27 protein-coding genes are annotated in these 23,888 nt (G+C 47.7%); all 27 read left to right on the forward strand.

The genetic code is table 11. The annotated features are described in order from the left end of the window. Nucleotides 1–22: 22 nt before the first annotated feature. The 27 genes from prfA to spoIID all read left to right on the forward strand — a co-directional run bounded on the left by prfA (nucleotide 23) and on the right by spoIID (nucleotide 23,850). Complete coding sequence (prfA, locus tag D479_RS00330; protein WP_008632311.1) at nucleotides 23–1,093, forward strand: peptide chain release factor 1; 1,071 nt, start codon at nucleotides 23–25, stop codon at nucleotides 1,091–1,093. Between the two features lies 1 nt (nucleotide 1,094). Beyond that, on the forward strand, nucleotides 1,095–1,967 hold the full coding sequence (prmC, locus tag D479_RS00335; RefSeq protein ID WP_039870298.1) for a peptide chain release factor N(5)-glutamine methyltransferase: 873 nt from the start codon (nucleotides 1,095–1,097) through the stop codon (nucleotides 1,965–1,967). 84 nt (nucleotides 1,968–2,051) lie between these two features. Continuing rightward, nucleotides 2,052–2,705 (forward strand): stage II sporulation protein R, encoded by a 654-nt coding sequence (spoIIR, locus tag D479_RS00340; protein ID WP_008632313.1) that lies wholly within the window; start codon nucleotides 2,052–2,054, stop codon nucleotides 2,703–2,705. 54 nt (nucleotides 2,706–2,759) lie between these two features. After that, on the forward strand, nucleotides 2,760–3,071 hold the full coding sequence (locus tag D479_RS00345) for a hypothetical protein (protein WP_008632314.1): 312 nt from the start codon (nucleotides 2,760–2,762) through the stop codon (nucleotides 3,069–3,071). Between the two features lie 237 nt (nucleotides 3,072–3,308). Beyond that, the gene (locus D479_RS00350) at nucleotides 3,309–4,343 is read left to right on the forward strand and encodes an L-threonylcarbamoyladenylate synthase (RefSeq protein WP_008632316.1); all 1,035 of its coding nucleotides are present in this window, start codon (nucleotides 3,309–3,311) and stop codon (nucleotides 4,341–4,343) included. A 36-nt stretch (nucleotides 4,344–4,379) separates the two neighbouring features. Then, entirely contained in the window at nucleotides 4,380–4,940 is a 561-nt protein-coding gene (locus D479_RS00355; RefSeq protein WP_035388151.1) for a manganese efflux pump, read from the forward strand. A gap of 71 nt (nucleotides 4,941–5,011) precedes the next feature. Continuing rightward, nucleotides 5,012–5,626 (forward strand): low molecular weight protein arginine phosphatase, encoded by a 615-nt coding sequence (locus D479_RS00360; RefSeq protein ID WP_008632320.1) that lies wholly within the window; start codon nucleotides 5,012–5,014, stop codon nucleotides 5,624–5,626. A 128-nt stretch (nucleotides 5,627–5,754) separates the two neighbouring features. Further along, nucleotides 5,755–6,195 (forward strand): ribose 5-phosphate isomerase B, encoded by a 441-nt coding sequence (gene rpiB, locus D479_RS00365; RefSeq protein ID WP_008632322.1) that lies wholly within the window; start codon nucleotides 5,755–5,757, stop codon nucleotides 6,193–6,195. Between the two features lie 107 nt (nucleotides 6,196–6,302). Then, nucleotides 6,303–6,872 (forward strand): TIGR01440 family protein, encoded by a 570-nt coding sequence (locus D479_RS00370; protein ID WP_008632328.1) that lies wholly within the window; start codon nucleotides 6,303–6,305, stop codon nucleotides 6,870–6,872. A 27-nt stretch (nucleotides 6,873–6,899) separates the two neighbouring features. After that, nucleotides 6,900–8,156: a serine hydroxymethyltransferase gene (glyA, locus tag D479_RS00375; RefSeq protein WP_008632329.1), complete on the forward strand. Its 1,257-nt coding sequence runs from the start codon at nucleotides 6,900–6,902 to the stop codon at nucleotides 8,154–8,156. Between the two features lie 266 nt (nucleotides 8,157–8,422). Continuing rightward, on the forward strand, nucleotides 8,423–9,055 hold the full coding sequence (upp, locus tag D479_RS00380; protein WP_008632331.1) for a uracil phosphoribosyltransferase: 633 nt from the start codon (nucleotides 8,423–8,425) through the stop codon (nucleotides 9,053–9,055). A 32-nt stretch (nucleotides 9,056–9,087) separates the two neighbouring features. Then, nucleotides 9,088–10,236, forward strand: coding sequence for a UDP-N-acetylglucosamine 2-epimerase (non-hydrolyzing) (gene wecB, locus D479_RS00385; protein ID WP_008632332.1), 1,149 nt, complete (start codon nucleotides 9,088–9,090; stop codon nucleotides 10,234–10,236). Nucleotides 10,237–10,345: 109 nt separating this feature from the next. Further along, entirely contained in the window at nucleotides 10,346–12,496 is a 2,151-nt protein-coding gene (locus D479_RS21150; protein ID WP_008632346.1) for a S8 family serine peptidase, read from the forward strand. 319 nt (nucleotides 12,497–12,815) lie between these two features. Then, on the forward strand, nucleotides 12,816–13,034 hold the full coding sequence (locus tag D479_RS00395) for an AtpZ/AtpI family protein (RefSeq protein ID WP_008632348.1): 219 nt from the start codon (nucleotides 12,816–12,818) through the stop codon (nucleotides 13,032–13,034). Nucleotide 13,035: 1 nt separating this feature from the next. Then, nucleotides 13,036–13,404, forward strand: a complete 369-nt coding sequence (locus D479_RS00400) for an ATP synthase subunit I (RefSeq protein WP_008632351.1) — start codon at nucleotides 13,036–13,038, stop codon at nucleotides 13,402–13,404. A 24-nt stretch (nucleotides 13,405–13,428) separates the two neighbouring features. Further along, on the forward strand, nucleotides 13,429–14,151 hold the full coding sequence (gene atpB, locus D479_RS00405; RefSeq protein ID WP_008632352.1) for a F0F1 ATP synthase subunit A: 723 nt from the start codon (nucleotides 13,429–13,431) through the stop codon (nucleotides 14,149–14,151). Between the two features lie 50 nt (nucleotides 14,152–14,201). Continuing rightward, nucleotides 14,202–14,414 (forward strand): F0F1 ATP synthase subunit C, encoded by a 213-nt coding sequence (gene atpE, locus D479_RS00410; protein WP_008632354.1) that lies wholly within the window; start codon nucleotides 14,202–14,204, stop codon nucleotides 14,412–14,414. A gap of 229 nt (nucleotides 14,415–14,643) precedes the next feature. After that, entirely contained in the window at nucleotides 14,644–15,168 is a 525-nt protein-coding gene (locus tag D479_RS00415; protein ID WP_008632355.1) for a F0F1 ATP synthase subunit B, read from the forward strand. Further along, complete coding sequence (locus tag D479_RS00420) at nucleotides 15,165–15,710, forward strand: F0F1 ATP synthase subunit delta (protein ID WP_008632356.1); 546 nt, start codon at nucleotides 15,165–15,167, stop codon at nucleotides 15,708–15,710. The genes D479_RS00415 and D479_RS00420 overlap by 4 nt, the downstream gene beginning before the upstream one ends. Nucleotides 15,711–15,728: 18 nt before the next feature. Beyond that, nucleotides 15,729–17,237 carry a F0F1 ATP synthase subunit alpha gene (gene atpA, locus D479_RS00425; protein WP_008632357.1) on the forward strand — a complete coding sequence of 503 codons (1,509 nt, stop codon included), beginning with the start codon at nucleotides 15,729–15,731 and terminating at the stop codon, nucleotides 17,235–17,237. A gap of 33 nt (nucleotides 17,238–17,270) precedes the next feature. Then, nucleotides 17,271–18,134 (forward strand): F0F1 ATP synthase subunit gamma, encoded by an 864-nt coding sequence (locus tag D479_RS00430; RefSeq protein ID WP_008632358.1) that lies wholly within the window; start codon nucleotides 17,271–17,273, stop codon nucleotides 18,132–18,134. Nucleotides 18,135–18,176: 42 nt separating this feature from the next. Then, nucleotides 18,177–19,589 carry a F0F1 ATP synthase subunit beta gene (gene atpD / locus D479_RS00435; RefSeq protein WP_008632359.1) on the forward strand — a complete coding sequence of 471 codons (1,413 nt, stop codon included), beginning with the start codon at nucleotides 18,177–18,179 and terminating at the stop codon, nucleotides 19,587–19,589. A 75-nt stretch (nucleotides 19,590–19,664) separates the two neighbouring features. Next, on the forward strand, nucleotides 19,665–20,069 hold the full coding sequence (locus D479_RS00440) for a F0F1 ATP synthase subunit epsilon (RefSeq protein ID WP_008632360.1): 405 nt from the start codon (nucleotides 19,665–19,667) through the stop codon (nucleotides 20,067–20,069). A 221-nt stretch (nucleotides 20,070–20,290) separates the two neighbouring features. After that, nucleotides 20,291–20,524 (forward strand): DUF1146 family protein, encoded by a 234-nt coding sequence (locus D479_RS00445; RefSeq protein ID WP_008632363.1) that lies wholly within the window; start codon nucleotides 20,291–20,293, stop codon nucleotides 20,522–20,524. Between the two features lie 98 nt (nucleotides 20,525–20,622). Beyond that, entirely contained in the window at nucleotides 20,623–21,333 is a 711-nt protein-coding gene (locus D479_RS00450) for a YwmB family TATA-box binding protein (protein ID WP_008632365.1), read from the forward strand. A 34-nt stretch (nucleotides 21,334–21,367) separates the two neighbouring features. Then, nucleotides 21,368–22,678: a UDP-N-acetylglucosamine 1-carboxyvinyltransferase gene (murA, locus tag D479_RS00455; protein ID WP_008632366.1), complete on the forward strand. Its 1,311-nt coding sequence runs from the start codon at nucleotides 21,368–21,370 to the stop codon at nucleotides 22,676–22,678. Between the two features lie 125 nt (nucleotides 22,679–22,803). Further along, entirely contained in the window at nucleotides 22,804–23,850 is a 1,047-nt protein-coding gene (gene spoIID, locus D479_RS00460; RefSeq protein ID WP_008632367.1) for a stage II sporulation protein D, read from the forward strand. Nucleotides 23,851–23,888: the final 38 nt, after the last annotated feature.

Here is a 23,888-nt window from a genome sequence, read left to right on the forward strand (position 1 = left end):
ATGGAGAAAGAGGTGCATATCATTGATCGAACGTTTACAAACGCTGGAAGATCGTTACGAGAAATTAAATGAATTGTTAAGTGATCCTGAGGTCATTTCAGATACAAATAAACTTCGGGAATACTCGAAGGAACAGTCTGGTCTGCAGGCGACTGTCGATGCTTACCGTGAATATAAAGAAGTGACAGAGCAGCTTGCTGATGCAAAGGCGATGCTCGATGATGAGTCGGATGCGGATATGACGGAAATGGTAAAAGAAGAAATCAGAGAATTGTCCGGACAGAAGCAGGAACTTGAAGAACGCCTGAAAGTTCTGATGCTGCCGAAAGATCCAAACGATGATAAGAACGTTATTATGGAAGTGCGTGGAGCTGCCGGTGGAGACGAGGCTTCTCTGTTTGCCGGGGATTTATACCGCATGTATGCGCGTTATGCGGAATCTCAAGGCTGGAAGACGGAGGTTTTGGAAGCCAACCCGAGTGATGTTGGTGGTTACAAGGAAATCATCTTCATGGTTAATGGAAACATGGCTTACTCCAAGCTGAAGTTTGAGAACGGTGCGCACCGTGTGCAGCGTGTCCCTGAAACGGAATCAGGCGGAAGGATTCACACCTCGACTGCAACGGTCGTCGTCATGCCGGAAGCGGAAGAAGTGGAAGTGGAAATCCATGATAAGGACATTCGTGTTGATACCTTCGCGTCAAGTGGACCGGGAGGGCAGAGTGTCAATACAACGATGTCCGCTGTACGTTTGACTCATGAACCTACAGGGATCGTTGTGTCCATTCAGGATGAGAAGTCACAGATTAAGAACAAGGAAAAAGCGATGAAAGTACTTCGTGCCCGTATTTATGATAAATTCCAGCAGGAAGCGCAGGCAGAATATGATGAGAGTCGGAAGTCAGCGGTAGGAACCGGCGACCGTTCTGAACGTATCCGCACTTACAATTTCCCGCAGACGCGAGTGACGGATCACCGAATTGGATTGACGTTACAGAAGCTCGATCAGGTACTGCAGGGGAATATGAGTGAAATTATTGACGCTTTACTGATGGAAGAACAAGCGAAGAAGTTGGAACAGCTCGGTGAATGATATGCAGCCTGCTTTTACGACGATTCAAGAAGCCCGCCGCTGGGCTTCTTCTTTTTTGCGGGACAGGGACAGAGAAACGAGAGTCGCTGACATGCTGTTGGAAGATTTGTTCGGCTGGTCGCGGGCCAAGCTGATGGCGTTTGAGACCGATCCATTTCCGGAAGAGCACCGGGAGGCATTTGTCCGCTCGGTTCTGGCTCATGCGGAAACGGGAGTACCGGTACAGCACTTGATCGGCACGGCTCCGTTCTACGGCAGAGAATTCAAAGTCGATCGTCATGTGCTCATTCCCCGTCCGGAGACGGAAGAGTTGGTGCATGGGATCATCGGTATTGTGGAAAGCTGCGGCATGAAGGATCCCCGTATCGCCGATATCGGTACAGGAAGCGGCGTTATCGCTGTTACAGCGGCGCTGGAAATACCGGGAAGTACTGTTCATGCAGTGGATATTTCAGAAGCCGCGCTTAAAGTAGCTTCTGAAAACGCGCAGGCGCTCGGAGCGGACGTCACGTTTCATCAAGGGAATTTCTATCAACCATTAATGGATGTAGAAGTGGATATCCTCCTTTCCAACCCTCCTTATATAGCTTGGGAGGAAAAAGGAGAAATGGCTGATACGGTTGTGGATTTTGATCCTGAATTGGCTTTGTTCGCCGATAAGAACGGATTGGCAGCCTACTTGACGATCATTGAACAGTTATCCACATGTAGACAACTACCGAAATGTATAGCTTTCGAGATCGGTTACCAACAGGGGCCGCAGGTGAAAGAGCTGCTGGCGACGGCTTTTCCAACATATAATGTTGAGGTGAAAAAAGATATAAATGGCAGAGACCGCATGGTGTTCGCGTTTGCGCCTTGTATGCGTATGTGAAGATCCCAGATTCATAGATCAGCCTGTTTAAAGTTCCGCTCCTCTGACTATACTAGCGACTAGTAGAGTACAGGGGGAATGGAAATGAAAAACGCGTGGCTGCTATTATTATCCTTATCTATCATTCTTATCGTATTGCCATGGGGACAGAGAACGGATGCTGATCAAACAGGAGAGAACTATCAAGTGATTCCGGATGAAGCGATCCGATTGAGAATATTGGCGGACAGTAATGCGCCGGAAGCCCAAGCGTTGAAGCGCGAGGTCAGGGACCGCGTTAATGCAGAGATTACGGAATGGGTGGAAGAATTGACATCAATCGAAGCGGCGCGTCAGCTTATACAGGACCGTCTCCCTGAACTCGAGGCAATCGTTGCTCAGACGTTGGAGGATAATGGGGTGGAACAAACCTATCACGTCGATTATGGAAAGAATGTTACATTCCCGACGAAGCTGTATGGACCGTTCATTTATCCGGCGGGGGAGTATGAAGCAATTCTCATTACGCTTGGAGAAGGGGAAGGGGACAACTGGTGGTGCGTTTTATTCCCTCCGATGTGTTTCCTTGACTTCTCAGACGGCACGAGCGTAGCGGCGGAAGAAGAAACACCGATAGAAGAATCAGAAGCGGATCAGCTGGAAGCGATTGCGGAAGAAGAAACGATGAAAGAGACGACGGAAGAAGAGAAAGAAGTGAAATTCTTTGTCGTAGAAATATGGGAAAATATCTTTTCCTAGCATAGCAGGCACACCCCTTTTCATAGAATAGAAAGCAAAAGGGGTGTGTTTTGTATGTATATTGAGAAAACAGAGAGGGATTCCTATCAGATCAAAGGGCAAAACGGAAGTATCGGAAGCTTCCACATACGCCGGTTACCGGCCGGTATTGGAAAGCTGGAACGCCTGCAGGTCAGTAGAGAGGTAAAGCCTGGACACCTGCTTGCAGTGTTTGAATTGATACAAAAATACGTAAAGGAAACGGATCTTCGAGCGCTTCTCGTAGAAAGTCATTCGGAAACGCTGGATTTCTTGTTGCAGCACCAATCCTTTCAACGGGACTCTGTCGAATCAGGCGTGTGGATTTATGAGGTTAATAACAAGTGACTGTGGGTAAGTACCACACTTATACACAACGACTCATTTTTCTGTGTATAACGTGTGGATTATTTTTTATTCACACGCTTTCAAACTAACGGATTCTTTGGATATGTGGACAATATTGTGGGTAAGTTGGGGGCATCTTGTGAATAATGTCTATATTTGCGATATTTTGTTGAATTATTCATAATAGAGACTAGTAAATCACGATCGAGTAAGGTAGGAAAAAGGAGTACAGATGAGATGGATACAAAAATGTGGACAATGCCGGAGCAACCGGCGGTAACAGATGAAGCGATCGAAGAGGCGGCACGTCTGCTTCAATCGGGGGAGGTCGTCGCTTTTCCAACAGAAACGGTGTATGGACTGGGAGCGGATGCAACAAAGGAAGCTGCTGTTCAGCGCATATTCGATGCGAAAGGCAGACCTTCGGATAATCCTTTGATCGTCCATGTCGCTGATCGAGCTCAAGTGAAGGGCCTTGTATCTGAAATCCCTCCCGTTGCTGAACGTCTGATGGATGCTTTCTGGCCCGGACCTCTCACCCTGATCATGAAAAGCAACGGCACAGCTGCGGATAACGTGACAGCAGGATTATCATCCATCGGTATCCGCATGCCGGATCATCCGGTGGCTGCTTCGCTTATTAAAGCATCCCGCCTTCCGCTTGCTGCTCCAAGTGCCAACCGTTCCGGAAGGCCGAGCCCTACGCTTGCTGGGCATGTTCGTCAGGATTTAGACGGCAGAATAGCCGGTATTATAGACGGAGGAGCTACCGGAGTCGGTGTGGAGTCCACGGTTGTCGATTGTACGACGGAAGTACCAATTATCCTTCGCCCAGGTGGGATAACGAAAGAGGATCTTGAGCGCATTCTTTCAGAAGTGATTGTCGATCCCGCCTTAGCGAACGAGACGGAAAAGCCTAAATCCCCGGGCATGAAATATACCCATTACGCACCGGAAGCTCCGCTATGGCTTGTGGATGGAGAGGAAGATTTCTTTCTTTCCTGCCTTCAAAAGGAGAAAGCGAAGGGGCTTCGTGTTGGAGTCATAGCCAGCCGGGAACTGGCGCAGAAACTGGATCACTCCCGCGTTATTGCTTGTGGGTCGAGAACCGACGTGAAACAAATCGCCGTTCATTTGTATCAGGCGCTTAGGGAATTCAAAGAAGCCGACGTCGATGTCATTCTTTGTGAAACATTCCCGGAAACAGGTGTTGGAGCTGCTGTCATGAACCGGTTGACAAAAGCGTCCACGAAGAAACTCTCTCAGAACTAACATACCACTCCTTTTCTCGGCATACGATGATACAGCATGTCCGAGGAGGAGGATGAACAGTTGGAACAGCTGGTTTCGCTAGTTTTGTTATCGATTGCTTTAGGGTTGGACGCATTCTCTGTTTCGTTGGGGATGGGAATGCAAGCCGTCCGTCTGAAGCATGCGTTCTTTGCGGGCATTGTCATCGGAGCCTTCCATATATTAATGCCGGGACTCGGGATGGTCCTCGGTCAATGGCTTTCTGGAACGGCGAGTGAGTTTGCAGCCTTTGCCGGCGGAGTCATGTTATTTGGTCTTGGAGCCTACACGGTTTTCGCTTCTTTTACCGAAAAGCACTCGGTCTCCTATCGAATCACGGGAGTAGGGTTGTGGTTGTTCGCTTTAAGTGTGAGCATCGACAGCTTTCCTGTCGGTTTCAGTCTTGGTTTGAGGGATGCGGAAGTTATCCTTTCCGTATTGTCGTTCGGTTTGTTCAGTATGTTATTGACATGGGCAGGATTCGTGATCGGTCGGAGGGCCGGAAGCTTGTTGGGAACATCCAGTGAATTGCTCGGGGGAAGCATTCTGTGTGTACTCGGATTAAGTGCCATATTTTGACATGTTTTTCGAGTTGCCCATACCTGTGCTATTATGGAGAAAACGGACTATTGGTTAGGAGAAGAATGGCTATGAATATATTATTTGTATGTACTGGTAATACTTGCCGAAGTCCGATGGCTGAAGCGCTGTTAAAGTCAAAATGGGACAAAGGTGAGGTCCGCTCCGCCGGAATATTTGCAGGCAAGGGAGAACCATTGGCGAAGAATTCGGAACTGGTTTTGAAAGAGAAAGATTTGACGATGAATCATCAAGCGGTTAACGTGGATGATGATCTGCTGGAATGGGCGGACATAGTGTTGACGATGACGGATCGCCACAAGCAGACCTTAGCATTGCAGTATCCTTATCACCAAGATAAATACTTTACGTTAAAAGAATATGTGGTATTGGATGAGAACAAGTGGAACCGACTCAAGGATCTATACAGCAGCTTTGAAGAGAAGCGGTCGATTCTGCTGAGAAATGCTTCTGAAGACCACTCTGATCCCCAAGAGCTTGAGCAGCGTTTATACGAGGAATTGCAGCAGGAGATCGAAGAGATCAAGAGTCTAGAGGAAGAACTGCCGGATCTCAATATATCCGACCCCTTCGGAGGCAGTATCCATATTTACAGATCGACAAGGGATGAGATTGAAAAATATTTGGACCTGCTTGTAGCGAAATGGCAGGGCGACAAGGCTTGAGAGTGCTCAAGTCTTTTTTTGTGGACAAAAAAACAGTAGTTGTGGTGCTGGTCGTCGGCAGGATTGACACCTATAATGGAAACTGGCACGATTAGATATAATATTAATGAAAGATAGGAGTGTCGTAGATGAGAGTAATCCTTGCCTCTGACCATGGTGGAGTCAACCTGCGTAAGGAAGTGGCGGGTGTTCTGGAAGAGTTGGAAATAGAATTCGAGGATATAGGGTGCGACTGTGAAGGTTCCGTCGATTATCCGGATTATGCCATTCCGGCTGCGAAGCGGATTGCGGATGGAGAATTCGACAAGGGAATTCTGATCTGTGGCACAGGAATCGGCATGTCCATTGCTGCCAATAAAGTGAAAGGAATCCGGGCTGCGCTGGTCCATGATCTGTTCACGGCAAAGGTAACGCGGGAGCATAATGATTCTAACGTTCTTTGTATGGGAGAACGTGTTATTGGTCCGGGATTGGCGAGGGAAATCGCAAAAACCTGGGTTTCGACAAATTTTGAGGCGGGTCGGCACAAAACTCGCATAAGTAAGATTGCCGAATACGAAAATAAGTAATACAATGGGATGTAGAAAAGCGGATGCCGTCAAAAGCGGAAGCTGACAAAAAAGAGGAGCGGTATGGTGCTTCTCTTTTTTCATAGTTCTGCCAGGAGGTGGATGAGATGGTAGATGTACATGCTGTGCAGGAAGATGTCCGTAAGACAGCGGAGCAATTGGTAGAGGGTGGTTCCATCCGACGAGGGGTATTTGTCATCGGTTGTTCAACGAGCGAAATCGCCGGGGAACGGATCGGTACATCCGGAAGCGAAGCGATTGCGGAGGTCGTCTTTAAAGAATTACAGCAGTTTCGGCGTGCCGGGGAGTTGGAGCTTGCTTTCCAATGTTGTGAGCACTTGAACCGAGCATTAGTCGTCGAACGTCCAGTTATGGAAAAGTACCGCTTAATGGAAGTCGCTGCGGTCCCGGTTCCTAAAGCCGGTGGATCGATGGCATCGTATGCGTACAAGCATATGGAGGATCCGGTCTTGGTGGAAAGAATCGAAGCTTCAGGCGGACTTGATATCGGAGATACTCTGATCGGGATGCACTTGAAGCGGGTAGCCGTACCGCTCCGGATCGCGCAGAAATCCATTGGCCGGGCACATATTACAGCTGCCACAACACGTCCTCCTCTGATTGGCGGGGCTAGAGCTGTTTATGAGAGGGTTGCAGAAGAAGGTTCTTGTGATTAAAGGAATGGAAAGGGGAAAGTTTTGACAATGAATCATGTTAAATCAGTAGACGCAGAGGTTTTTTCAGCTATTCAGGATGAAAAAGGGCGCCAACAGGACAATATTGAATTGATTGCATCAGAAAACTTTGTTTCCGAAGCCGTTATGGAGGCTATGGGATCTGTTCTTACCAACAAGTACGCGGAAGGGTATCCTGGACGTCGTTATTACGGCGGTTGTGAACACGTGGATGTTGTGGAGAACCTTGCCCGTGATCGTGTGAAAGAGTTGTTCGGTGCCGAGCACGTTAACGTACAGCCGCACTCCGGTGCACAGGCGAACATGGCTGTTTACTTCACTATATTGGAGCCTGGTGATACGGTTCTTGGTATGAACCTGAACCACGGCGGTCACCTGACACACGGCAGCCCTGTCAACTTCAGTGGGAAGTTGTACAACTTTGAAGAGTACGGGGTAGATGAAGAAGGTCAACGTATCGATTATGATGCTGTCCTTGCTAAAGCAAAAGAAGTGAAACCGAAGCTGATTGTAGCTGGTGCGAGTGCTTACCCTCGTGAGATCGACTTTGCCAAGTTCCGTGAAATTGCTGATGAAGTCGGTGCCTACTTGATGGTCGACATGGCTCACATCGCCGGTCTTGTAGCTTCCGGTCTTCACCCGAACCCGGTACCTCACGCTCATTTCGTAACGACGACAACACACAAAACTCTTCGTGGTCCGCGAGGCGGCATGGTTCTGTGTATCGAAGAGTTCGCCAAACAAATCGATAAGAACGTTTTCCCTGGTATGCAGGGCGGTCCTTTGATGCATGTCATCGCAGCCAAAGCTGTATCCTTTAAAGAAGCCCTGCAGCCGGAATTCAAAGAGTATTCCCGTCAAGTCATCGCCAATGCGAAACAGCTTGCTGCATCCCTTACGGAAAAAGGAGTCGATCTCGTTTCCGGCGGTACGGATAACCACTTACTGCTTCTTGATCTTCGCAGTAAGAATCTGACCGGTAAAGTTGTCGAGAAGGCTCTTGATGAGATCGGAATCACAACGAACAAGAACGGCATTCCTTTCGATCCGGAAAGCCCGTTCGTTACCAGCGGTATCCGCGTAGGTACGGCAGCGGTAACAAGCAGAGGCTTCAGGGAAGAAGAGATGAAAGAGATCGCTGACTTGATCGCTTTCACTCTGGATCACCATGAAGATACGGAGAAGATGAAGGAAGCGGAAACGCGTGTCCGTGAACTTACTTCCCGTTTCCCTTTGTATCAAACCCTTAACTATTCCTCTTTATAATTTTAAAAGGAAGCCCTCCCGGCCTTGCCGGGAGGGCTTTTTAGTATGTCGCAGAGATATTCTTCACAGGGGAAGGGACTCTTGCTCTTGCGGTTGTTTATGTTCATGTAATTATTTCCTTATCTTTGAGACTTCGGAACCGTCAATCCTTTTATGGCGTCGGTCTTTGTCTGGATAAATGACAAGATGTCGATTCCCGGGTTGCAGGGACACTACTTTTTCAGTACAATTTAAAGGATGTAAACACTGAGAAGGAGTGATTGGCAATGGCGAACGTTTATGTACTGGATCATCCATTAATTCAGCATAAGTTGACGTACATACGCAAAAAAGAGACAGGAACGAAAGATTTCCGTGAATTAGTTGATGAAGTAGCGGCACTGATGGCATTCGAAATTACCCGTGACCTGCCCCTCGAGGAAGTAGAAATCGATACACCAGTGGTGGAGAACGCCAAAGCGAAAGTGCTGACTGGTAAGAAGATCGGTCTTGTGCCGATTCTACGTGCCGGTCTCGGCATGGTAGACGGTATCGTTCAATTGATTCCTGCTGCGAAGATCGGGCATGTCGGCCTTTATCGTGACCCAGAGACGTTAAAGCCAGTCGAATACTATGTCAAACTTCCAAGTGATATTGAAGAACGTGAACTGATCGTTATCGATCCGATGCTTGCGACAGGTGGATCCGCAAATGAAGCCATTCACTCACTGAAGAAACGCGGTGCACGTCAAATCCGTTTGATGTGTCTCGTTGCAGCACCGGAGGGTGTGGAAGCTGTACAAGAAGAGCACCCGGACGTAGATATATATCTTGCGGCGCTTGATGAGAAGCTTAATGAGAAAGGTTACATCGTACCAGGCCTCGGAGATGCTGGGGACCGTTTGTACGGCACAAAATAAGAGGTACATTTCTTCATTAAAGGAGAATGATGATGGCAGATCGTATTAAAGTGATGACAATCTTTGGGACAAGACCTGAAGCAATTAAGATGGCTCCGCTTGTTCTTGAATTGAAGAAGCGGGCGGATCAGTTCGAACCGATTGTTACCGTTACGGCTCAGCACAGGGAAATGTTGGATCAGGTACTGGCAATTTTCGATATTCAACCCGATTTTGATTTGGATATTATGAAATCCCGTCAGACGCTTGCTCAAATTACGACCCGCGCGTTGGAAGGTCTCGATGAAGTAATGAAAGAAACCAAACCGGACATGGTTCTTGTGCATGGCGATACCACGACGACATTCGCCGCATCCCTTGCCGCCTATTATAATCAAATTCCAGTCGGCCACGTCGAAGCCGGTTTACGGACATGGAACAAATATTCTCCATTCCCGGAAGAGATGAATCGCCAGTTGACGGGGGTTATGGCGGACCTGCATTTCTCTCCGACCAACAAATCGCGTGATAACCTCTTGGCGGAAGGGAAGCCGGAGGAGCATATCTTCGTAACGGGTAACACAGCGATTGATGCGTTGAAGACGACGGTAGATGAAGGGTATTCTTCAGAAATCCTTAAAGAAATAGGGGATAAACGACTTGTTCTCATGACTGCCCACCGTCGGGAAAACCTTGGGAACAACATGCGGCAGATGTTCCGTGCGATCAAGCGTCTCGTGGAAGAGCATGATGAAATTCAGGTCATTTATCCGGTGCATTTGAATCCTGTTGTTAAAGAGACGGCGGATGATATTCTTGGGAATGATGATCGAATCAAGCTGATCGATCCGCTGGACGTCATCGATTTCCATAACTTCGCTTCCAGGGCACACTTAATTTTAACCGATTCCGGTGGAGTCCAGGAAGAGGCACCGTCTCTTGGTGTGCCTGTCCTGGTGCTTCGTGATACGACGGAACGCCCGGAAGGGATCGAAGCAGGTACATTAAAGCTTGCAGGTACGGATGAAGATCATATTTTCCACCTTGCTCATGAACTGCTTTCAGATGAAGAGAAGCATCAAGCGATGGCTCAGGCTTCCAATCCTTATGGGGATGGAAAGGCGTCTGCGCGTATTGCGGAAGCGATCCGCTATTTCTTCAAACAGCGTGAAGATAAACCTGCCCCGTTTGAAATTGAATAGTCACACAACGACCGAACCCACTCCGGGGTTCGGTTTTTCTTTTGTCGGATGTACGTATAAATGAAAGGTTGAGACAGAAGCTAAAGGTAAAAAAAGGGGTCGCCGTCCTATGCGATTATGGTTGCTTGCCGTTATGGCTTTTGCTTTGTTGACTGGTTTTGACCCACCTGATCCTCCCGAACCATCAGAGGAAGTAACCATCATTGTGGAAGTAGAAGAGAAACCTTCTGATTTCCAGGAGATGTTGGAAGCCCGCCTTCCCCGGTTGGAAGTAGTCGCCGTCTATGATCGTTTGTTCAACGGCTTGGCGGTTCGGGGGAAAGCGGAGGAATTGGAGAAGCTTGCCCGGATGGATATGGTGACCAATCAATATCCAGTTCAAACGTATCGAGCACTTGGAGATGATGAAATGACGTTCTCGACGGAAAAACTGAGAGAAAATCTTTCCTCATCCTATACGGGCAAAGGTGTCAAAGTCGGCGTCATCGATACAGGCGTGGATTACACGCATCCGGACCTTAGGAAGAATTACAATGGAGGATTTGATACTGTTGATTTCGATAATGATCCGATGGAAACGAAAGGGGAAGGAGCGACCGCGCACGGATCTCACGTTGCTGGAGTAATCGCGGCAGACGGCAAGATGAAAGGGATTGCCCCTGACGCCAGGATTTATGCGTATCGAGCGCTCGGCCCTGGTGGTGTCGGTTCTTCCGTCCAGGTGATTGCAGCTTTGGAGAAAGCAGTGAAGGAAGGGATGGATGTCATCAATCTTTCTCTCGGGAATGATGTCAACGGCCCGGATTGGCCGACGACCCATGCCGTCAACAAAGCGGTCGAACTCGGGACCGTTGTCGTCGTTGCCGCCGGAAATTCGGGTCCTGATGCCTGGACGGTCGGTTCCCCAGCCACTTCCTCGGAGGCGATTACCGTGGGGGCATCGGCTTTATCGATGAAAATACCGGTTTTAAAAGTGCCGGGTGTACGTGCTAAAGTGCCGCTGCAATTGTTCGCCGGGTCGAAGCAGTGGCAGTTAAGCAGAAAGTATCCCGTTGTTTATGCTGGGAAGGGGGAGGGACATCTCGGAGACTTGCGCGGAAAGATAGCGTTAGTGGAGCGTGGGACCATTCCTTTCGTGGAGAAAGCGATAAAAGCGTATCAAGCCGGTGCTGTTGCTGTTTTGATTTATAACAATGAAGAGGGGGCATTCCAAGGTTCCTTGGACGGTCAGAAGCTCCCGGTACCCGTCGCTTCTCTTTCCAAAGAGGCCGGTGAATTTTTGGTGGAGGAAGCGGTGGCACAGAATCAGTGGGTGGCGACGGAATGGGATACATTGAATGATCGTATCGCACCATTCAGTTCCCGGGGACTCGTTACAACCAACTGGGAAATCAAACCGGATATCGTCGCCCCTGGTGTGAACATTTGGAGCACGGTTCCGGGTGGATATCAGCCGATGCAGGGGACAAGCATGGCTGCCCCTCATGTCGCTGGTGCTGCTGCCTTATTGAAAGAAGCCCATCCGGAGTGGACCCCTGCCCAAGTAAAGACGGCCTTGGCTAGTACAGCAATTCCGATTAACGGAGAAGACTCTCTTCCTATGGAACAAGGGGCAGGAGCCATGGACATTGGGAAAGCGCTCCATCCGGATCTGATGATTGACCATGGAGCGCTTGCTTTTGGAAAAGTAGAAGGTGCTTTTTATAAGAAGAAGATCCGCTTCCGTGTAACTAACCCTACAGATGAGGTGGTCCGGTTGGAAATGGATCAGCCCAATATGAAGCATGGAGAATCCTGGTCCGTTCCGTTGTCGTTTGATTTATTGCCGGCAGAGGAGAAAGAGGTGGAAGTGGAGCTCAGGTTGACGACCTCCTTGCTTGACCCCGGTGTCCACCAAGGATATTTGACAATGAGAGGAAACGGTAAAGAGTACCTACTTCCTTATGCGTACGTAAATGAGAAAGCATCCTATCAACAAATATCAGGATTTGAGCTCGTGGATGAAGGAAAAGGAAAGGAAGCCTCCTACCGCTTTCATCTGGCAGAAGAAGTAGAGCGGATCACTGTCGATTTGTACAGGGCCGGGAGCTTCTTCTATGCCGGAGAGCTGCTTGATATCGACAATCCTGACGCAGGTATGAAAGAAGGAACGGCGAAGCTTGCTGCGGACAGTCTGGCCGGCAGTTACATCGCTGTCGCATTAGTGGAGACGAAAGATGGTATCGAACACTATGCGTTTCCTGTTTATATGGAAGGGTGAAATATTAAAAAAGGACAATCTGCTGCCGTAGCAGATTGTCCTTTTTATTTCTACTGCCATGCTTCGACAGCGTCTGTTATAATTGATAACAGAAGTACCTATTAAAGGGAAAATTTAGTGGTTAATAAGGAATATTTTGTATTGTCAGAAATGTGACGAAAATGTGAGCAAAGCATGTCGTGCATTTGTATTTTTAATCACAAACGCATTGACATGGACCTACCCCTATTGTATTCTTACATAGGTAGAATGATAAGGTTTTCATCAGTGACACCATAGGTTTTCAACAGATCATTCCATTGTCGGGAAAGGTAGAACTATGAACCAATCAAAACCCCCTTTTCGTGCGATGGCTTTGACAAGCAGCATCCTTTCCCAGCTCGCAGGCGGACCACTTGCCGGCGCATTTCTCGGGAACTGGCTTGACAGTCATCTTTCCACAGGACCCACATTTCTGATCATAGGACTTCTCTTAGGATTAGGAGCAGGTACATACGGAACCATTCATTTAGTACGAACGTACACGGGAGACGATTAATATGCAGACATATCAGCACATGATAGCCCGTCAAAGAAAATGGATGTTCTATCTTCTGGCTCTTTTCGTACTTGGATGGGGCGTAACCCCATGGCCGTCAATTTTCCTCGGACTTCTACTTGGAAGTGCATTGAGCTTCTACAACCTCTGGCTTATGCAGCGTAAGATTCGCATGCTCGGCGAAGCTTCTGCGGAAAACCGCAAAGTAGGAGGAATTGGCACCTTTACGCGATTGGCTTCCGGCGCACTGGCCGTAGTCATAGCCCTTCAGTTTGAAGAATATTTCCATTTAATTTCAGTAGTATTGGGCTTAATGGCAGCCTATATTGTCATTTTAATAGATTATCTGTTCCATAAATCAACAGTTTAGCAAGATGGAAGGTAGGTGAACAGTTTGAATCACGAATCACCGATATTAGAGGATGCGTTTGGGATCTCTTGGCTGGATTTCAACTTATCTAACGTATTGATGATGTTTGTTGCTTCCTTGATTGTATTTATCCTCGGCGTAGCGGCGACAAGGAATATGAAGCGATATCCGAAAGGGTACCAGAATTTCATGGAATGGCTGATCGATTTCATTAAAGGAATCATTGGATCAAACATGGACTGGAAGACGGGAAGGCTATTCTTGCCACTCGGCCTTACTTTATTCGCCTACATTTTCGTTGCCAACATGCTCGGGGTCGTAACCAATGGTGTCGTAGGGCATACGCTTTGGTGGAAATCACCGACGGCGGATCCCGGAATCACGTTGACGCTTGCAACCTTGGTCGTTGTGCTGACTCATTATTACGGTGTCAAGTTACGGGGCGGCAGAGAATATGCTAAAGGATTTATTCGTCCTTTGCCACTATTGCTTCCTTTCAAGATCATCGAGGAATTTTCCAATACGCTGACACTCGGTCTGCGTCTTTACGGTAACATTTATGCAGGAGAGATCCTATTAAGCCTGCTCGTTACAATGGCAGCGGGTGGTATAGGAGGATTTATCGGGGCAACCCTTCCGATGATTGCATGGATGGGCTTCAGTACATTCATCGGCTTTATCCAGGCGTTCATTTTCGTTATGTTAACGATGGTTTATATGTCTCACAAAGTGAGCGAAGACCATTAATATAAAGTAATATAATCAACTTTTTTAAAATATTAAGGAGGATTTTCATTATGGGTCTATTAGCAGCTGCAATCGCAGTAGGTTTAGCGGCACTTGGTGCTGGTATTGGTAACGGTCTAATCGTAAGTCGTACAGTAGAAGGGATTGCGCGTCAACCAGAATTGCGCAGTGCTCTTCAAACAACAATGTTCATCGGTGTCGCACTAGTAGAGGCGATTCCTATCATCGGCGTTGTTATTGCATTCATCGTAATGGGTAGATAAAGCGGACGAGTATATACGCTTATGGCGAAGTTCAACTCCATCGATCTTCGCCTTTCCTTTATACTTTACGAAAACTATATACCCGCAAGTCATGGTAAGAAAACTTCGACGGAAGCTGTTTAACAGCGGAAGCCGGGTTTTTCGCTTGTAAGGCACCGCCATCGAGGTGGGATGAGCGGTTCCTCAGGCAAAAACCTGTTACGAGATGGTGTGGAGAGGAGTGAAAACTGTGCAAGGATTCACAAATAGTCTGGTCCTCGGTGCTGAAGGAGGACTACATGTTGGTGATATGATCGTTCAGCTCATTTTCTTCCTATTGCTGCTTGCTCTTTTGGGTAAGTTTGCTTGGGGACCATTGATGAATATGATGAAAGAACGTGAAGATTACGTAGCTAATGAAATCAATACGGCGGAGAAAAGCCGTGAAGAAGCGCAGCGCATGCAGAAGGAAGCTTCTGATGAGCTGAAGGCGACTCGCCAGGATGCACAGAATATCATTGAGGATGCCCGTAAGACGGCTGTCCAACAGGAAAAAGATATTCTGGAATCGGCCCGTGCCGAAGCAGAGCGCATGAAAGAATCGGCTCGACAGGAAATCGAACAGGAGAAGGAGAAAGCTGTCCAGGCTCTTAAAGATCAAGTTGCATCCATGTCTGTCATGATTGCATCGAAAGTGATCGAGAAGGAACTCTCCGAGAAGGATCAGGATACATTGATCAATCAATATATCGATGAGGCAGGTAAAGAGCGATGAGCGAAATGATCATTGCAAAACGCTATGCGGAAGCTCTTTTTCAACTTGGAAAAGAGAGATCTAAACTAGAGCAGTTCGAAACGGAATTATTGACATTGCGTGAAGTATATAAGGGCGATGCCCAATGGTTGGCTTTCCTTAAGCATCCACGTGTGACTATCGATCAGAAGAAAGAAGCGGTGCGCCAGTCGCTCCAGTCTTTCTCTGTTGAAATCGTAAATACGGTTCAGCTCCTCGTCGAGCGTCACCGGGAGGATATCATCGTGGAGATGATCGGGCAGTTCATCACTATGATGAATGATGCCAAAGGAACGGCGGATGCGGATGTTTACTCTGTGCGCGAGCTCTCTAAAGAAGAGAAGCAGCGTGTATCAGCGGCCTTCGCACCAAAAGTCGGTAAACAGTCTTTGAACCTTAGAAATATTGTAGACCCTTCCATTCTCGGCGGTCTACGTGTAAGAATCGGCAATCGGATCTTCGATGGATCGGTCAGCGGGAAGCTGCGCCGCATCGAACGTAAGCTGATATCTACGAACAAATGATGATAGGGGTGAAATGGCATGAGCATCAAAGCTGAAGAAATCAGTGCGCTGATTAAGCAGCAGATTGAAAACTATGAATCAGATATAGAAGTCAATGATGTGGGGACCGTAATCGAGGTCGGTGACGGGATCGCACGTGCTCATGGTCTTGATAACGTCATGGCCGGTGAGCTGGTTGAGTTCTCCAATGGTGTTATGGGCTTGGCACAGAACTTGGAAGAAAGTAACGTTGGTCTTGTCATTCTTGGACCATATACAGATATTAAAGAAGGCGATGAAGTTCGTCGTACAGGACGTATCATGCAGGTGCCTGTAGGAGAGGAAATGCTTGGACGTGTCGTAAACCCTCTAGGCCAGCCGGTCGACGGACTCGGACCGATTGAAACGACGAAATCCCGTCCAATCGAATCTCCGGCACCAGGGGTTATGGATCGTAAATCCGTACACGAACCTCTTCAAACCGGCATTAAAGCGATCGATGCACTTGTTCCAATTGGACGTGGGCAGCGTGAATTGATCATTGGTGACCGTCAAACCGGTAAAACATCTGTCGCGATCGATGCGATTTTGAACCAGCACGATCAAGACATGATATGTATCTATGTAGCGATCGGGCAGAAAGAATCTACTGTCCGTGGTACGGTGGAAACATTGCGCCGTCACGGGGCTTTGGATTACACGATCGTCGTAACTGCAAGTGCTTCCCAACCTGCACCACTTCTTTACCTGGCACCATATGCCGGCGTTGCAATGGGAGAAGACTTCATGTACAACGGAAAGCACGTACTTGTCGTTTATGATGACTTGTCCAAGCAGGCAGCTGCTTATCGTGAACTTTCCTTGCTGCTTCGTCGTCCACCAGGCCGTGAAGCATTCCCGGGAGACGTATTCTATCTTCACTCCCGTTTGCTGGAGCGTGCCGCGAAGCTTAGTGATGCGAAAGGCGGAGGGTCTTTGACTGCTCTTCCATTCGTAGAAACACAGGCGGGCGACATCTCTGCCTATATTCCAACGAACGTTATCTCCATTACAGACGGACAGATCTTCCTTCAGTCCGACTTGTTCTTCTCCGGTGTACGTCCGGCGATCAACGCAGGTCTTTCTGTATCACGTGTAGGGGGATCCGCACAAATTAAAGCGATGAAGAAGGTTGCAGGTACCCTTCGTTTGGATCTGGCTTCTTATCGTGAACTGGAAGCATTCGCTCAGTTCGGTTCCGACTTGGATAAATCGACACAGGCGAAACTGAATCGTGGTGCCCGTACAGTAGAAGTACTGAAACAAGGCCTGCATCAGCCGCTTGCTGTTGAAAAACAGGTCATGATCATTTATGCACTGACGAAAGGTTTCCTTGATGATATTCCAGTACAGGATATCACTCGTTTCGAATCCGAGTTCCACCTGTGGTTGGACAACAACCGCAAAGAGCTGCTTTCCCAAATCCGTGAGACAGGTAAACTTGGTGAAGACAGCGATATGAGCGAAGCTGTCAAAGCGTTCAAGAAAACGTTTGTCGTTTCGGAGTAAATGAATGATAGCTGGAAAGGGTGGTGAAACAGCGTGGCATCCCTTAGAGATATAAAAGGTCGGATTACGTCTACGAAGAAGACGAAACAAATTACGAAGGCAATGGAAATGGTGTCGGCTTCCAAGCTGAACCGTGCCGAGCAGAATGCCAAAAAATTCGTTCCTTATAGTGAAAAAATCCAGGATGTCGTTGCGAGTATCGCAAACGGCGGTGGTGATGCAAGTCACCCGATGCTGGAGGCACGGGATGTGAAGAAGACGGGATATCTCGTCATTACATCAGACCGTGGGCTTGCGGGAGCATTTAACAGCAGCATTCTGCGTAAGGTTTACAACCAGATCCGTGATCACCATACATCTGCAGAGGAATATACCCTGATTACGATGGGACGTATCGGCCGTGACTTCTTCCGAAAGCGGAACATGCCTGTAGATATGGATATCACCGGTATCTCGGATCAGCCTGAATTCGCTGATATCAAGGATATTGCTTCCGATACAATTCAATTATATACAGATGAAAGAATTGATCAGCTGTATATTTACTATAACCACTATGTCAGTGCGATCACTCAGGAAGTGACGGAGAAGAAAATTCTTCCACTGACAGATTTGAGTCAAAGCGGCAAAGCCAGCCGAAGTTCTTATGAGTATGAGCCGAACCAAGAAGAGATTCTCGAAGTACTGCTTCCTCAATACGCAGAGAGCTTAATATATGGTGCCCTGCTTGACAGTAAAGCAAGTGAACACGCGGCACGGATGACGGCAATGAAGAGTGCGACAGATAATGCTGATGATTTAATCGGAGATCTGACGCTATCTTACAACCGTGCACGTCAAGCTGCCATTACCCAGGAGATTACCGAAATCGTCGGCGGTGCAGCCGCTCTCGAATAGGGAAAACCGTTTTTTGTTCAAAGTAAGTTAGGAGGGAAATCGATGAGTAAAGGACGCGTGACTCAGATCATGGGACCGGTTGTGGACGTTACATTCGACGAAGGCAGCCTCCCGGATCTTAATAACGCATTGCATGTCAGCTATGATGCGCAATCTGAAAATGAAACAAACGTCGACCTTACATTGGAAGTCGCTCTTCACCTTGGTGACAATACCGTCCGTACGGTAGCGATGTCATCTACCGAAGGTGTTATGCGCGGCACACCCGTTACAGACACAGGGAAACCGATCTCTGTACCTGTCGGAGACGTGACGCTTGGACGTGTATTCAATGTACTTGGTCAAAATATCGACCTGGATGAGCCACTGGGGGAAGACGTCCGCCGCGACCCTATCCACCGCAGTGCTCCTACGTTTGAAAACCTGGCGACAGAGACAGAAATCCTTGAAACAGGAATTAAAGTCGTCGACCTGCTTGCCCCTTATGTTAAAGGTGGTAAAATCGGACTCTTTGGTGGAGCCGGAGTAGGGAAAACCGTATTGATCCAGGAGCTTATCAATAACATCGCCCAGGAACACGGTGGTATTTCCGTATTCGCGGGCGTCGGAGAACGTACTCGTGAAGGAAATGACCTTTACTGGGAAATGACGGATTCCGGAGTTATTAAGAAGACGGCGATGGTCTTCGGTCAGATGAACGAGCCGCCTGGAGCACGTATGCGTGTCGCTCTTTCCGGACTTACCATGGCGGAATACTTCCGTGATGAGCAAGGTCAGGACGTTCTGTTCTTCATCGATAACATCTTCCGTTTCACACAAGGTGGTCTGGAAGTATCCGCCCTACTCGGACGTATGCCGTCAGCTGTAGGTTACCAGCCGACATTGGCAACAGAGATGGGTCAACTTCAGGAACGAATCACGTCCACGGATAAAGGATCTGTTACGTCGATCCAGGCGATTTATGTCCCTGCCGATGACTACACGGACCCTGCTCCAGCGACAACGTTCGCTCACTTGGATGCGACGACAAACCTTGAGCGTAAGCTTTCTGAGCAAGGGATCTACCCTGCCGTAGACCCGCTTGCCTCTACATCCCGTGCCCTTGATCCGGATATCGTCGGAGAAGAGCACTACGAGGTGGCGCGTGAAGTTCAGCGGACGCTTCAACGTTACAAAGAACTGCAGGATATTATCGCGATTCTCGGTATGGACGAGCTTTCCGATGAAGATAAGATGACGGTTGCACGTGCGCGCCGTGTTCAGTTCTTCCTGTCCCAAAACTTCCACGTTGCCGAACAGTTCACTGGTCAGCCGGGTTCTTATGTTCCCGTTGCGGAAACAGTGCAAGGCTTCAAGGAAATTCTTGAAGGTAAATATGACGATCTTCCGGAAGATGCTTTCCGCCTTGTCGGTCGCATCGAAGAAGTGGTTGAGAAATCAAAACAAATGCAATAAACGATTCGTGAAAGCGGAGGGGCTCTCCGGTAGAGTTCCTTCCTTCTTCACGATCACTGCCGAGGAGGAATACGTATGAGTACACTGACGGTGAGTGTCGTCACTCCTGATGGCCCGGTGTTGGAAGATGCATTTGAAATGGTGAGTTGTAAGGCGGAGAGCGGGGAACTCGGAATTCTTCCGGGGCACATTCCTATGGTGGCTCCGTTGACGATCAGTGCTGTGCGCCTGAAGGGCGGAGAGCGGTCGGAACGGATTGCTGTAAGCGGAGGATTTCTTGAAGTCCGTCCGGATAAAGTGACCATCCTTGCACAATCTGCTGAAAGGCCGTCGGATATTGATGCCGATCGTGCACAAATGGCAAAAGAACGTGCGGAACGCCGACTCCAAGATAAACAAGCCGATATCGATTTCCAACGGGCTGAAATGGCGCTCAAACGAGCCATCAATCGTTTGGATGTTTACGATAACACTTTCTGACTGCTTTCACATGAGAGCAGTTTGTTTTTTTGTAGAAAGTCCGAGTTTTGTTTCTATTTATTTCTAATTGTGGCTTAAAAAGTAAAATCCGCCAGAACAAACGGTTATTCCCCGGGAAATGAATCGTTTTATTTCCTCTTTTGTCGCTCGTTTTCCTATTCACAGCAACCGTTTGATAGTATGATGGAAAAGTCGACATTATTTAAGAAGGAGTGTTTGTTTTGGAACAGTATTTTGCTGAAGAAGCCATTCTCAGTATGACGTCCCATTTAATCTTCATCATCATTACGTGGCGTGTGCTTCAATCAGTGAATTTCGATTCGTTGTTCAGAAGAAACAAAGTTTTCGAAGCACGGATTCTCGTCATCCTGATCACGATTGCCATCGGCACGACAGTCAGTAATTTCTTTCTTGATTTCATTAAATGGTCGAACAGCCTGGTCTATTTGTTTTAAGGATTCATTTGTCTAATGTTGTTAGCAAATGTCCTGTATGAATCCCGCCTGCCAAGGTCAAACTTATAGTAAGTTGATGCTTGGGGAGGCATATAAAAATGAAGAGTGTTTTAACTGGAATTATTGCATTGCTTATCATCGGTACAGGTGCTTATCCACAGGAAATGATAGAAGGCCATGAAGAGCTCATGGACATTGCGTCATTTGCTGAGGATAAGCAGCTAGAAGTGAATGAGTGGACAATTACAATAAAAGAAACGATCGATGCTTCATCATTCGAGAAGATGCAGAAGGAAATCCTCTCTCTTACGGACCACAGGGAAATGAAGCGGGAAAATTTGAAGAATGCTGTAAAATATTCGGTGAAAAACCGACATAAACATTCAGATATCGTCGAATCTTATATATTGATTGTTCCCAAAAAAATGAAGAGCAGTGTGGAAATGGTTTATGCCATCGGAGGACAGGGAACACCCTCTTTAGAACAAGCGCAATCATCATCTTTACTGAAGGAAGTAAAAAGTCGACTTTTCTCGAAAACTGCTACCATTTTCTCTTGTCTTAAGGCGAATTATAATGGTATTATTAACGATGTTTTAGTATATCAAGAATTCAAAGAAGCTTTCAACGTTACAACAATAGATGAAGTCGACGAAGAAGGCTGGACTAGCAGATCCGGCCATACAACCGAATGGGGTCAGTCAATACCTACGGGGGATCAACCGATGAATGTTCAATTCGCATCAAGAACTTTGGGCGGGGAGACAAACATCACTATTGGCACACCCATTATTACTGCTGAATATTAATAATAGTGAATATGGACGCGGAGGAGAATGAACCTTGGAAAAAATCATCGTCCGTGGTGGGAGGCAGCTGAATGGTACCGTCAAAGTAGAAGGTGCCAAGAATGCCGTACTGCCTGTCATCGCAGCAAGTATAATTGCAAGTGAAGGAAAAAGCGTACTCCACGAAGTACCTGCTTTAGCCGATGTACACACAATTAACGAAGTAATCAGACATATGAACGCAGACGTCAATATGGTTGGAAATACAGTTACAGTGGATGCTTCTGGCAGGTTGGAAACAGAAGCACCAATCGAATATGTGAGAAAGATGCGCGCTTCTGTTCTTGTACTGGGACCACTTTTGGCCCGCTATGGCCATGCTAAGGTTGCCCTCCCTGGTGGTTGCGCAATCGGTTCCCGTCCTATCGATCAACACCTGAAAGGGTTTGAAGCGATGGGAGCAGAAGTAACCGTTGGTAACGGTTATGTCGAGGCGGAAGTAAACGGACGCCTGCAGGGCGCCAAAATCTACTTCGATGTTCCGAGTGTAGGGGCAACGGAGAACGTGATGATGGCTGCAGCATTGGCGGAAGGGAAAACCGTACTTGAGAACTGTGCCAAAGAGCCGGAAATTGTTGACCTTGCCAACTATTTAAACAAGATGGGTGCCAAGATTGTCGGTGCCGGAACAGAAACAATCCGCATCGAAGGTGTGGAGAAGCTTACAGGAGCTGTACACACGATCATTCCTGACCGCATTGAAGCGGGTACCTTCATGGTGGCTGCGGCTATCACCGGCGGTAACGTCCTTGTAAAAGGAGCGCTGCATGAGCATCTACGTTCTCTTGTATCCAAGATGGAAGAGATGGGTGTCATCATCGAAGAAGAGGGCGATGGATTACGTGTTATTGGTCCTGATATCCTGAAAGCGACGGATATTAAGACGATGCCTCACCCGGGATTCCCGACAGATATGCAGTCACAAATGATGGCTTTGATGCTGAATGCCCCTGGGACCAGCGTCATTACAGAGACCGTTTTTGAGAATCGTTTCATGCACGTCGAAGAGTTCCGTCGCATGAACGCTAACCTTAAAATCGAAGGACGCAGTGTAATCGTCGAAGGTCCTTCCACCCTTCAAGGTGCAGAAGTACAGGCGACAGACCTGCGTGCAGGTGCGGCACTTATTCTGGCCGGCCTCGTCGCAGATGGCTACACGCGCGTAACAGAACTGAAACACTTGGATCGCGGTTATGTTGATTTTGCAGGTAAACTTGCCGGAATTGGTGCGGATATTGAACGCATCCATGAAGATGAGCATTATGCAGAAGAACATGAACCGAGCGAATCTGTATCGACATTATAATATATACATCCTCATTGCTTGTCTGTTTCAATATTTTTGAAACGGGCAAGCTTTTTTGGTTCTATCATCTCCCATTTCTGGATACATTTTAGTAGAGATCTACTTTTGGAACCAGGAGGATGCGGATGAAGAAGAAAAGCAATGGAGTCGGACTACTCGCATTAGGGAGTTTGTTTATCGTGATACTAATCATTCCAACCTTGATCGTCGTACCTTTCACCAATTCCAACAAGACAGAAACCGTTCAGGAGCACCCTGAGGAACAAAAAGCTGCCAAATCGGCTTCAGCAGAAAGTTCTTCCCTCGCTGTCAAGGTTCTGCGCAGCAACAGTCAGGAAGTGGAGCAGGTACCGATCGAAACGTATGTTGCAAGGGTGGTAGCTTCGGAAATGCCTGTTAACTTCGAATTGGAAGCATTGAAGGCGCAGGCACTCGCAGCAAGGACGTATATCACTAGATATTTAGTCGAAGGCAGCAAAGTATCGGAACAGGCGGATGTCACAGATACCGTTAATCATCAAGTGTATAAAGATGAAGATGAGTTGAGAAATTTGTGGAAAGATGATTATGATGCAAATATGGCGAAAATCACCGAAGCTGTGGAAGCGACGGCTGGTGAGATCATCACGTACGACCATGAGCCCATCACGGCATCCTTTTTCTCTACGAGTAACGGCTATACGGAAAATGCCGGCGATTACTGGGAGAATGATATCCCCTATCTGCAAAGTGTAGAGAGCCCATGGGATGCTGATTCACCGAAGTTTACGGATCAAAAGGTTGTATCTGTATCTGAGCTTCAACAGACGCTCGGCGTTACCGTGGATGGTCTGAGTCAAACGTCCATTACGAAGACAGAAGGAAACCGGGTGGATGAAGTCCATTTCGGCAATCAAGTGTTTACAGGAAGAGAAGTGAGAGAAAAGCTCGGTCTTCCTTCCAGTGATTTCACGATCCAGCAGAAGGACGATCACATCATCTTCACGACGAAAGGCTATGGGCACGGTGTCGGCATGAGCCAATACGGAGCGAATGGAATGGCCAAATCGGGAAAAACATATAAAGATATCATCCAGCATTACTATCACAACACAGAAATTTCCCCATTAAGCACTCAGACGGCAGCCCTTGCTTCTGCTGAGGGTACATCGGAGGATCCATCGTCTGACTAAAGAGCGGCTCTTCGGAGCGGCTCTTTCTCTTATATTCG

The sequence above is a fragment of the Halobacillus sp. BAB-2008 genome (assembly GCF_000328325.1).
In the GTDB taxonomy this organism is placed as follows: Bacteria; Bacillota; Bacilli; order Bacillales; family Halobacillaceae; genus Halobacillus.